The organism is Citreicoccus inhibens (assembly GCF_019039035.1).
GTDB classification, from domain to species: domain Bacteria; phylum Myxococcota; class Myxococcia; order Myxococcales; family Myxococcaceae; genus Citreicoccus; species Citreicoccus inhibens.
Genome location: NZ_JAHNZT010000020.1, coordinates 79,431 through 91,355, shown reverse-complemented (window position 1 = coordinate 91,355; position 11,925 = coordinate 79,431). Strand labels below are relative to the sequence as shown.

The window sequence follows — 11,925 nt, the reverse complement described above, 5'->3', positions numbered from 1 at the left end:
GCGTGGCCCAGAAGAAGACGAAGTCAGCCAAGGCTCCCGCGTCCCCTCCCCTGCCCTTCTCCGAGGCCGTGAGGCGCGCGGTGCGCGCGATTCCGCGTGGACAGGTGCGGACATACGCACAGGTGGCGCTGTACTCGGGCAAGCCCGGCGCGGCGAGGGCGGTGGGGAGGGAGATGCGCATGCTGCCCCCGGAGCTCGCGAAGAAGGACGTGCCCTGGTGGCGGGTGGTCCGCGCGGACGGGACGCTCGCGTCGCCCGTGGGAGACCGGCAGGCGAGCCTGCTGCGCGCCGAGGGGCTCCAGGTGGACGCGCGCGACGGTGGCTATCGCGTGAAGGTGCCGCCGCAGGCCTTGGACTGAAGGGCCCTCTTGCCAGCCCCGCGCGCGGAGCGATACTCAGCCTCGCGCGTGATGAGGGCCCTTAGCTCAGCGGTTAGAGCTGTCGGCTCATAACCGATTGGTCCCTGGTTCGAATCCAGGAGGGCCCATTCCCTCAAAGCCTCGCAGCGCTTCGGCCGGTGGTGGTGGGCGTGTCCATGGGCTCTCTGAGCCCCCCGCGTTGCGCCGAGGCTCGCGGCGCTGACTCGCGGCGCTCAGGCCAGGAAGGCCCTCGGGAAGAACCTCTTGAGGTAGTCGCCGAAGCCGCTCTGGATGTTGAGCAGCGTGTTGTAGGCGAGGTCGATCTCCGACTCGGTGAGCGTTCCCCGGAGCAGGGCGTCCGGGCAGTCGCTCGCGGGCTGATCCTCCTCGAACTTCCCGCGCAACCACGTCCGCACCTTGAACACGTCCCCGCGCGAGGGCGCGCCGTAGAGTCCCACCACGTTCTTCGTGGTCAGCCGGAAGAAGAACGGCAGGCCTCCCTTGGAGTCCTTCGTCATCGGGGAGTGGTCCGTCACGGCGTGCAGGAAGGTGTTGAGCTGGGTGGCCGTGTGCGCCCCACGGTCAGTGCGCAGTTGCTGGAGGTCCTTGTTGCCGTCCTTGATGGACGTGCGGAGCTGGCGGACCCGCTGCTCCCAGAACGCCTTCCCGTCTCCCGCCAGCAGCTTCGCCTTGGCGCTCTCGAGGTCCTCGCGCAGCTTTCCGGAGACGAGCTTGTCCAGCTTGTTGGCGTCCTGCCACCACGTCTTGGCGTGGGCCGAGGGCTCCGCGTCCTTCGCGTATGCACCGCCGACGGTGACGGGCAGCATGCGCGCGCCCGTCTCCGATACCGCCTCCTCGAGGTAGATGGTGGGGACGCCGAGGTAGGCCGCCTTCTCCATCTCGCCCGAGCGGAGGCCGACCTGCACGAGCGGGATGCCCCGCCGTGCGAGCAGCCGGAACAGGTGCCAGAGCAGGAAGAGCTGCCGGATGCGCCGCTCGGGGCCCTTGAACCACTGAAGCCCCTCCCGGTCCCAGAAGTTGATCAGGTTGTGCTCGGTGGTGCCAATGAAGACCTGGCCCTTGGCTTCATCGCTGGCGGCCAGGTACTCGTCGAAGAGCACCTCGTCCCCGATGGGCACGACCGCGTAGTTCATCATCTCCGCCAGGTAGCGGAGCGTCTCGAAGAGCTGCGGGGTCATCAGGTGCTGCGGGTTGCGCTTCTTCGACAGGGTCCAGAAGAGAGCGTCGATCGGCAGCCCCGCCTCGCGGCGCGTCTTGAGCAACATGCGATCGCCCTTGCCCAGGCCCTCCTTGAGCTCGTTGCGCTCGGCCGCGCTCAGGCTGCGGACCCAGAGCAGCATCACGCCCGCTGGCCGCTGTTTGACGAGTCCGTCCACCATCTGGGTGGCGACATTCTGCGCGAGGTTGTTCGTGTCGATCCGATCCGCGCTCGCGGCCACCGACAGCCAGACCTTCTTGAAGACCTTCTTGAGGTCGGCACGGATGTGCTCGGCGGCGAGTCGCGTGCTAGCGCCCACCTCGGCGACGTGGGCTCGATTCTTGGGGTCGAGGTAGGGCAGGTGCGCCGCGCGGTGGCTGTGCTGAAGGAGGCTCTGGTCCGTCCTGCGGCTGCGGTTCTTGTCCCGATCGAAGAGGCCTGGGTTGACCATCATCTGATAGAGCTGATTCGGCTCGCAGGCGCGGACGAGCTGGCCATCCACGAGCTTGGTACCTACCGCGCAGCCGTAGACGGTGGCGATCCGCTGGAGCGCGGCGAGTGCCTGCGGATCCATGTCGTTATCGAGGTTCTCCGTGCACAGCACGAGCACCCCGAGGCGCTCCTTCTCGATACCGAGCCCCGAGTAATAGGCCAGCTTCTCCATGCAGCCCTTGTCCTCGGGCGAGGTGAGGAACAGCAGTTCGCTGGTGGATTCGACGAGCAGCGCCATGCCCACGCCATACGTGTCTCCCGACTGGTGGGAGTTCTGGGCGATGATCCTCCCCTGCGGTGCCATCCACTGCTTGCACTTGTCGCAGGCCAAGCGGGGCTGCTTCCACACCGTGACGGCCTGGCACTGGACACACTTGAGGACTGGCATGGTTCAATCTCGCGGGGGGAACGCTGCGGGTCATCCCGTCACACGGTATACGATGGGAGGTCCCCGTTGAGGAGGCTGGGAGGGCCCTGGGCCGGATCGTCAGGGCGGTGGGGAAGGAAGTGCTACCCCTGCGTCAATCGGGGTTCGAAGGAGGGGGTGCGGGAAGGCTGTGCGCGAGGACGACCCGCCAGTGACCGTCGCGACGCTGGCACACGTCGGTGAAATGCCCCACGTCGGTGACTTCGGTGCCATCGGGGAGACGCACGCGGGCCCGCTGGGTGCCGGTGAGCACGCCGGTGTCGCCGAAGACATGGGCGCGCACCGTGTCTGCTTCGACGGAGACGATGGTGCCGGGGATGGCGGCGATGTTGGCGAGGAAGGCCGTCAGGTCCGTCTCCACGTCGCCCGCGCCGCGAAAGACGAAGTCCTGGGCCATCAATTCCTGGAGGGCCTGGGTGTCGCGGGCCTGGATGGCGCGGACGATGGACGCCTCGAGGGCGAGGAGGGCACGGACATCCTCTGACTCACGGGGGTGTTGGGGGGCCATGGGCGGTGGGCTCCAGCGGGGAGTTGCGTCGCGAACACAGGCAGTCATCAACATCGCGACGGCGGGGATGACAGCAAGGCGAGTGAGCACGTGTTGCGTTTGAGCATGTCCTGAAAGGTGAAGCCAGACAGCGGCGTCTGCTTCTCTCCTTTGCAGCGTCACGCGGCCTCCTCGGCAGCGCTGCCCAGTCCACAGCTCCTGCCTGGCCCCAGCCTGGGGTGCCACCCGCGCCTCCTCATCGCCGGATGGTGGCGCTGCGCATCGCGACGAGCCACTCGGTGTCATGCCCGCCATCGTCACGGCAGGACGCCTCGCCTCACGAGTTCGCGAAAGTAGCGCGCCGCTGGGTCCACGTGGGTTCGCTCGTGCCAGCACATCGAAATCTTGACGGAGCGCGCGGGATAAGGCGCGTCGACCGGATGCACTGCGAGACGTGCCCCCTGCTCCCGCACGAGTGACTCCGGAAACGTCGCGACCAACTCCGTCGCCGCGACGACCGCCGCCGCCGCGGTGAACGTGGGCACCGTCATGACGACCGCACGTGGAATACCTGCCCGCGCATAGGCGGCCCCCACCGCGTCACCGAAGTTCTTCCCTGGAACCATGTCCACGTGGACATGGTGGAGCTCACCCAACGCCCGCGCCGTCAGCCGCTTGCCCGATGTCGAATGCCCTCGGCCCGCCACAAGCACCGTGCGCTCCGTCAGCAACGGCTCGAAGTGCAGCCCCGCCCCCTGCCCCGCCAGCCCCAGATGCAAGTCCACCTGTCCCGCCCCCAAGTCCCCCAACGAGACGAGTGAATCAATCCCTACCACCTTCAGCCGCGCGTCCGGCAGTTCCTCTCGCATCCGCGCCGCGATGCGTGGCACCCACGTGAGCTGCCCCGCATCCGAGACGGCCAAGGTGAAGGTCTGCTTGCACCGGAGCGGCTCGAATGGGACCTCGTGCAGCGCGAGCTCCATCTCACGCAGACCTCGTCCGATCGCAGGCGCCAGCGCGAGCGCCCTCGGCGTGGGGACGATGCCTCGCCCCTTGCGCGTCACGAGCGGGTCCCCGAGCAGGGCTCGGAGTCGCGCCAGGCTGTTGCTGATGGCCGAGGGCGTGACGTGGAGCCGCTCGGACGCACGGACCACGCTGCGCTCGGCCAGCACGGTGTGGAGGACCAGGAGGAGATTGAGGTCGATGGCCCCGATCTGAATGCTCATGAACCGTGATGTTACTCGTCACGAATCATCACTGCCAGGAATGTCTCGTCGGCCGCATATTGCGTCCATGAACAGACTGCTTGGCTGTCTCGTCATCGGCGCGCTCATCGCGTGCCACTCCGCTCCCACCGTCCTCCCCCAACACACGCCCATGTCCACTCTCCGCCAGATTCCTGTCCTCGACTCCTTCATCTCCTATCGCGAGGAAGGCACCGGCTCGCCCATCGTGTTCCTCCACGGCAACCCCACGTCCTCGTACGTGTGGCGCAACGTGACGCCCCAGCTCGCCGACCGGGGCCGCATCCTCGCGCCCGACCTCATCGGGATGGGCAGCTCCGGCAAGCCCGACATCGCCTATCGCTTCGCAGACCATGCGCGCTACCTCGACGCCTGGTTCGATGCGCTCAAGCTCAACGACGTCGTGCTCGTCGGCTATGACTGGGGCGGCGTGCTCGCCTTGGACTGGGCCGCGCGCCACCCGGACCGCGTGCGCGGCGTCGTGGTCTTCGAGACGTTCCTCCGCCCGATGCACTGGAGCGACTGGCCTGCCCAGGGCGAGCAGATGTTCCGCGCGCTGCGCACGCCCGGCGTCGGCGAGAAAATGGTCCTCGAGCAGAACGAGTTTCTCCCTCGCTCCCTCGGCAATGGCGTCAAGACGGGCCTCACCGAGAGCGCCCGCGAGGCCTACTCCGCCCCCTTCCCGACTCCCGAGTCACGCCGCCCCATGCTCCAGTGGCCGCGTGAGATTCCCATCGACGGCGAGCCCGCGGACGTGGTCGCCGTCGTCGAACACAACGCCGCATGGCTTGCCCAACCCTCCCCCAAGCCGGCCCTCTTCCTGACGTTCGGCAATACCGGCCTCAGCGCACCGGGCATCATCGAGTGGGTGCGCACCACCCTGCCAGGCCTCGAAATCGTCCCGCTCAGCCCGGCGGGACACCACGCCCCAGAGGACGTGCCCGACGACATCGCCCGCACCCTCCGAAGCTGGCTCGACCGCCACGGTTGGTGAGTACAGCACACGCTGAATCCATCATGCCCGCCCGTGCCATCACGGGCGGGCATGCACACGTGCAGTCCAGGCAACAGCAAGCAGCATCGGCGCCGTTCTGCGTGGGCGTCTCCGGCGCGACATGGGCCGGCGCGACGAATACCCTCGAGACACCGAAGGATGCCCAAGGCCACGAACAGCAAGCGCCGGCGGCGATTCGCTACGCGCTGGCGCGGCCGTGTGCGCGGCACCTGCGGGCTTTCCTCCAGAGTGGATGAGCCGTGTCTCGAAGCCGCCGGTCACCGTCTCGTTGGAGATGAAGCGCAACAAGGGATCGCGCTCTTGTTGCCCCACGGCGCTTGAACGTCACTTCGCGTCACGCACCGAGTGCGTCATCGACTCCCGTCGATCCTCGCGCGACGCGAGCAAGTGACTGCCCGCAAGCCAGGTGCGCCTCAACCCTGTACACAGTCGTCCTCCGGCGAAGACGACCCGCGACCCGTTCACATCGGAGACGCTGTCCCCTGCCAGGGCGCGACCCGGGACCTGTCCCAATGACAGCGCCCAGGTCATGCATCCCTCGCCGCGAGTGAGCAGCCCGACCTGTCCGAGTTGACGGGGGCACCTCCAACATCCCCGCCCCCACTCCTCACGCAGCAGATTCCACCGCGGCATCGGTGTGCCTGTCCCGCTCAACTGGAACCTCTCAAGCTCCGGCCATTCGGCAAAAGCGCGCATCGGGTCAAGGACAATCTCCTGACTGGTAGAAATAGCCAGACTTCCCCACTGGCGGCGTATAGGCGGGAAGCAGTCATGTCGCGGGGGGGGAGAACTGGAGCGAAGGAATCGACAAGGGGCGCGGACGGGGCAACCCAAACAGTGCGCTCGGCCTGTGCCGACGCAGCACGCGCGGGGCTCCGCCCAAGCGACTCTCAGTAGAAACCTGGCTCAATTCTCCCGGGCGACCTGAATCTCCACACCTCGCAGCCTGGAGGGACTCCTCGCATCGTATCCGTGAGCCAGCCCCACCGTCTGTCTCTACACACACTCATGCGAACACGTCGAAGTCGAACATCGTCGTCCGCGCTCCTCCGCAGGACATATGCACGGTTCTCGCCCTCGCTTGCTCCGCCTCGGCGTCTGTCTGGAGTATCCCCCTCGCCTCCTGGGTTGCCCTGGGCCACAGCCTTGTTCATTCCTCATCCACTGCACGTCGAGCGACAGATAGGCGCAGCGCCTGGGAGCAGCGGGCCGCAGGCGCCCCAGTGTCTTGGGCGGGTATTGCCCATGATCCGAGCGCTGTGCGGGAGCGCCATCTGGGCGGGAATCCTCCTCGTCACACCCGTCTTGGCTTTCGCCGAGGGGCAGCCGGCCCCCACCAGCTCCCGAGCCGCCGCGGCGCTGGGCGAGGCCCTCTTCTTCGACACCGCCTTGAGCGCCGATGGCACGGTGGCTTGCGCGACCTGTCATCGGCCTGATGCCGCGTTCGCCGACAGTCAATCCGTGACGGCTGGCGTGCTTGGTCGTCGGGGGACTCGCAACGCTCCGGGGTTGATGGGCGCGGGGCGGCTTCGCGAGCTGTTCTGGGATGGGCGCCGCGCATCGCTGGAAGAACTGGTCATCGACCCGCTCACCACGCCCGAGGAACATGGCTTCGCAGACATGAACGCCGCTGTCGCGATAGTGCGTGCACGTCATGCGGCCGGCTTTGCGCGTGTCTTTCCCGGCGGAGAAGTGACGCCGGAGCGGGTGGCTCAAGCGCTTGCAAGCTATGTCCGCGGGCTGGTCCCTGCGCCCTCCGCCTTCGACCGTTACCTGGCAGGTGACATCGAGGCCCTCCGTCCCGCTCAACGCCGCGGACTGGCCCTGTTCTCCGGACGTGCCGGCTGTGCTCGCTGCCACCGATTGGAAGAAGGTGCCCTGACGGACGGCGCATACCATGCCGGCGAGGTGCTCCCCGCGCTCGTGCCTCGGCTGGCGGCTGCCGCGCGAGACGCCGCGCGCATGCCCTCCGAGGCTCGACGTGCCGCGGTGCCAGCGCGCGTGGAGGTCGCGGCACTGGGGCGCTACGTGGCCACCCTGCGGACGGCGGACATTGGCCGATTCCGCACGCCCTCTCTGCGCAACGTCGCCGTGACGGCCCCCTACATGCACGACGGCAGCGTCCCCACGCTGGCCCAGGCAGTCGAGCGAGAGCTGTACTACCGCGTCAACGAGGGCCTGCGGGTGGGGGACCTGACCCCTGCCGAGCGTATGGACCTCGTCGAGTTCCTTCAGGCGCTGACGAGTCCCGGAACGCCTCCGGGCAGAACGGCCGCGGCGCCTACCGTTCGTTAACCCGCGTAGACAGAAAAGGAGTTTCCCGTGAAGCGTTCCACCATGGAGCGCCGCCTGGGCATTCGTGTGCTCTGGTGTGCCCTCCTGCTCGCCGCATGCGGCGGCGAGAATCTCTCTCCCCCCTCACCTCAACCCGATCGGGTGGCGCAATCCCTCGGCTCCACGGACGCGGGGCCTCCCATTCAGTATGCCTATGACGAGGCCCGGCGACTGGTGGCTGTCTATGACAGCCAGGGAGCCAGCGCCCAGTATGTCTATGACGAGGGCGGCAACATCCTCGAGATCAAACGCCTTGCAGCCACCGACCTGGGCATCTTCGAGTTCACGCCCAACGTGGGCCCGCCGGGCTCCGTGGTGACCATGACTGGAACGGGCTTCGACCCCACTCCCGCCAACAACACGGTGCGCCTCAACGGCGTGAATGCGACGGTCAACGCGGCGAGCGCACAGAAGCTCGTGGTCACGGTGCCCACGGGAGCCACGACTGGCAAGCTGAGCGTGGAGGCCCATGGAAAGACGGCCACCAGCGACAGCGACTTCGTGGTGATGGCCCCCGCCCCGGCCCCTGTCATCACAGGCTTCACCCCCGTGGGCGGAGCGACGGGAACCAAGGTCACGATCGCAGGGACGGACTTCAATCCTGACCTCATCAACAACCGGGTCTTCATCGGCAACGTGCAAGCGTACGTCGTGTCCGCCACCTCCACGCAGTTGGAGGCGACGGTGTCGAGGCTGGGAGCGACAGGGCGAGTGCGAGTCTCGACCCCCTACGGCAGCGCGACCAGCACGGAGGACTTCATGGTGCTTCCGACGACTGAGCTGCCGAGCGGCTCGGATACGCGGATGCAGCCGGCGGTGGATGGGGCTCCGGTGGACATCACGCTGGCGGATGCGACACGCAAAGCGCTGCTGACCTTCCCGGTGGCGCGTGGGGAACAGGTGAGCCTCGTGGTGACCGCGGTGACCCTTGGAGGCACGGCCTCCGGGAGCCTGCGCATCTATGACTCCACCGGCGCACTCGTCACCAATTTCAGCGTTGCCGCCGCGGGCGGGGTCTTCGATCTCCCGGCGGCGCTCCAGGATGGTGTCTGGACCGCCGTGTTGCGACCTGGAAACCCGACGACGGGCTTCAGCGCGTCGCTCTCGCTGGTTCGCGCCGCGACGGGCACGATGGAGAAGGACGGCGCCCCCACGAGCTTTTCGGGACGGGCGGGACAGAACGCGCGCTACACCTTCTCCGGGATCGCGGGAGAGCGGCTGGGACTGGGCGTCTCGAGCGTCAGCACGGTACCCGCCAGTCAGTACGTCGCCGCCACCGTCCTGAAGCCAGACGGCAGCACGCTCGTGAACTGCGGAAGCTACAACGCGCCGGGCAACTGCAACCTGCCGGTGCTGCCGGTGACGGGCACGTACATCGTCGTGATTGATCCACCGGGGACGGCCACGGCTTCTGCGGGCTTGCTGCTGTCTCACACGCTGGAAGACACCGTGCAGGTAGACGGGGACGCCGTCACCTTCACCACCACGCGAATTGGACAGGACGGCAACTACAGCTTCACGGCGGGGGCCGGTGCCAACCTGACGCTCGTGCTGTCAGGCGGCACGTTCGCCAATAACGCCACCGTGCGCGTCTTCAAACCGGATGGCAACCAACTGACGAACACAACCGCCTATCCCAATCAGAGCTACACGCTGGACTTCACCGCTGCCACCGCGGGCACCTACGCCATCACCATTGACCCGTATAGCGCCAACACGGGTCAACTCAGCCTCCGCTTGGTTCAGGAGGCCAGCGGCAGCGCGGGCACGATTGACGGTGACGCCACGACCGTGAGCCTCGGAGCGGGGCAGAACGGGCGCTACACCTTCACGGGCACCGCCGGAGATCGGCTGGGCCTGGGCATGTCGAGCCTCAGCACGGTGCCCGCCAGCCAGTACATCTCCATCAGCGTCCTGAGGCCCGATGGCAGCTCGCTCGTGAGCTGCGGGAGCTTCAACGCACCCGGCAACTGCAACCTGCCGGTATTGCCCGTGACGGGCACGTACTCCATCACGGTGGACCCGTCCGGAACGGCCACTGCTTCAGTGGGGCTGCTGCTGTCTCGCACGCTGGAGGACACGGTGTTGGTGGACGGAGCCGCCGTCACCTTCAACACCTCACGCATTGGCCAGGACGGCCGCTACAGCTTCACGGCGGCGGTCGGCGCCAATCTGACGCTGGTGGTGTCGAGCAGCACGTTCGCCAACTACGCCAGCGTCCGCGTCCTCAAGCCAGATGGCAACCTGCTGACGAACACCAGCGTCTATCCCAACCAGAGCTACACGCTGGACTTCACCGCCGCCACCGCGGGCACGTACACCATCACCGTTGACCCGAATGCCGCCAACATTGGCCAACTCAGCCTCCGGTTGGTTCAGGAGGCCAGCGGCAGCGCGGGCACGATTGACGCTGACGTCACGACGGTGAGCCTCGGGGCGGGACAGAACGGGCGCTACACCTTCACGGGCACCGCGGGAGATCGGCTGGGCCTCGGCGTGTCGAGCGTCACCACGGTGCCCGCCAGCCAGTACGTCTCCATCAACGTCCTGAAGCCGGACGGCAGCTCGCTGATGAGCTGCGGAGGCTACAACGCGCCGGGCAACTGCAACCTTCCGGTGCTGCCCGTGACGGGCACGTACTCCATCACCATGGACCCGCCCGGAACGGCCACTGCTTCAGTGGGGCTGTTGCTGTCTCGCACGCTGGAGGACACGGTGTTGGTGGATGGAGCCGCCGTCACCTTCAACACCTCGCGCATTGGCCAGGACGGCCGCTACAGCTTCACGGCGGCGGTCGGCGCCAATCTGACGCTGGTGGTGTCGAGCAGCACGTTCGCCAACTACGCCAGCGTCCGCGTCCTCAAGCCGGATGGCACCCAACTGACGAACACCAGCGTCTATCCCAACCAGGGCTACACGCTGGACTTCACCACCGCCACCGCGGGCACGTACACCATCACCGTTGACCCGAATGCCGCCAACATTGGCCAACTCAGCCTCCGATTGGTTCAGGAGGCCAGCGGCAGCGCGGGCACGATTGACGCTGACGTCACGACGGTGAGCCTCGGGGCGGGACAGAACGGGCGCTACACCTTCACGGGCACCGCCGGAGATCGGCTGGGCCTGGGCGTGTCGAGCGTCACCACGGTGCCCGCCAGCCAGTACGTCTCCATCAACGTCCTGAAGCCGGACGGCAGCTCGCTGATGAGCTGCGGAGGCTACAACGCGCCGGGCAACTGCAACCTTCCGGTGCTCCCGGTGACAGGCACGTATGCCATCACCATGGACCCGCCCGGAACGGCCACTGCGTCAGTGGGGCTGTTGCTGTCTCGCACGCTGGAGGACACGGTGTTGGTGGATGGAGCCGCCGTCACCTTCAACACCTCACGCATTGGCCAGGACGGCCGCTACAGCTTCACGGCGGCGGTCGGCGCCAACCTGACGCTGGTGGTGTCGAGCAGCACGTTCGCCAACTACGCCAGCGTCCGCGTCCTCAAGCCAGATGGCAACCTGCTGACGAACACCAGCGTCTATCCCAACCAGGGCTACACGCTGGACTTCACCGCCGCCACCGCGGGCACGTACACCATCACCGTTGACCCGAATGCCGCCAACATTGGCCAACTCAGCCTCCGGTTGGTTCAAGAGGCCAGCGGCAGCGCGGGCACGATTGACGCTGACGTCACGACGGTGAGCCTCGGGGCGGGACAGAACGGGCGCTACACCTTCACGGGTACCGCGGGAGATCGGCTGGGCCTCGGCGTGTCGAGCCTCAACACGGTACCCGCCAGCCAGTACATCTCCATCAGCGTCCTGAAGCCGGACGGCAGCTCGCTCGTGGGCTGCGGGGGCTACAACGCGCCGGGCAACTGCAACCTTCCGGTGCTGCCCGTGACGGGCACGTACTCCATCACCATGGACCCGCCCGGAACGGCCACTGCGTCAGTGGGGCTGTTGCTGTCTCGCACGCTGGAGGACACGGTGTTGGTGGACGGAGCCGCCGTCACCTTCAACACCTCGCGCATTGGCCAGGACGGCCGCTACAGCTTCACAGCGGGAGCGAATGCCAACCTATCGCTGGTGGTGTCGGGCGGAACTTTCGCCAACTACGCCAGCGTCCGCGTCCTCAAGCCGGATGGCACCCAACTGACGAGCGCCACCGCCTATCCCAACCAGACGTCCACGGTGAATTTCACCACGACCACGGCGGGCAGCTACGTCCTCACCGTCGACCCGTACGGAACCAACACTGGTCAATTCTCGATGCGGGTGAATACCCGGACCACGGCACTCGCGCCGGCTCGAGCGGAGGTGAAGCGGTGAGCCCGGTTTCTTCCAAATTCCCCAT

The 11,925-nt window shown here is 67.1% G+C and carries 7 protein-coding genes and 1 tRNA gene; 5 read left to right on the top strand and 3 right to left on the bottom strand.

The window, feature by feature from the left end; genetic code table 11:
* Positions 1–2: 2 nt before the first annotated feature.
* Positions 3–359 (top strand): MGMT family protein, encoded by a 357-nt coding sequence (locus KRR26_RS22455; protein ID WP_217080773.1) that lies wholly within the window; start codon positions 3–5, stop codon positions 357–359.
* Between the two features lie 55 nt (positions 360–414).
* A tRNA-Ile gene (locus KRR26_RS22450) sits at positions 415–487 on the top strand.
* A gap of 105 nt (positions 488–592) precedes the next feature.
* Here KRR26_RS22450 and KRR26_RS22445 read toward each other — a convergent pair.
* From KRR26_RS22445 to KRR26_RS22435, 3 genes are all read right to left on the bottom strand, one after another.
* Positions 593–2,458 carry a hypothetical protein gene (locus KRR26_RS22445; protein WP_217080772.1) on the bottom strand — a complete coding sequence of 622 codons (1,866 nt, stop codon included), beginning with the start codon at positions 2,456–2,458 and terminating at the stop codon, positions 593–595.
* Positions 2,459–2,591: 133 nt separating this feature from the next.
* Complete coding sequence (locus KRR26_RS22440; RefSeq protein WP_120210721.1) at positions 2,592–3,005, bottom strand: nuclear transport factor 2 family protein; 414 nt, start codon at positions 3,003–3,005, stop codon at positions 2,592–2,594.
* 296 nt (positions 3,006–3,301) lie between these two features.
* Positions 3,302–4,210: a LysR family transcriptional regulator gene (locus KRR26_RS22435; RefSeq protein ID WP_120210722.1), complete on the bottom strand. Its 909-nt coding sequence runs from the start codon at positions 4,208–4,210 to the stop codon at positions 3,302–3,304.
* A gap of 67 nt (positions 4,211–4,277) precedes the next feature.
* Here KRR26_RS22435 and KRR26_RS22430 point away from each other — a divergent pair, with 67 nt between their 5' ends.
* The 3 genes from KRR26_RS22430 (at position 4,278) to KRR26_RS22420 (ending at position 11,900) form a co-directional block, all read left to right on the top strand.
* The gene (locus tag KRR26_RS22430; protein WP_120210723.1) at positions 4,278–5,222 is read left to right on the top strand and encodes a haloalkane dehalogenase; all 945 of its coding nucleotides are present in this window, start codon (positions 4,278–4,280) and stop codon (positions 5,220–5,222) included.
* Between the two features lie 1,266 nt (positions 5,223–6,488).
* The gene (locus KRR26_RS22425) at positions 6,489–7,538 is read left to right on the top strand and encodes a cytochrome-c peroxidase (protein WP_217080771.1); all 1,050 of its coding nucleotides are present in this window, start codon (positions 6,489–6,491) and stop codon (positions 7,536–7,538) included.
* 27 nt (positions 7,539–7,565) lie between these two features.
* Positions 7,566–11,900 (top strand): beta strand repeat-containing protein, encoded by a 4,335-nt coding sequence (locus tag KRR26_RS22420; protein WP_217080770.1) that lies wholly within the window; start codon positions 7,566–7,568, stop codon positions 11,898–11,900.
* Positions 11,901–11,925 lie beyond the last annotated feature (25 nt).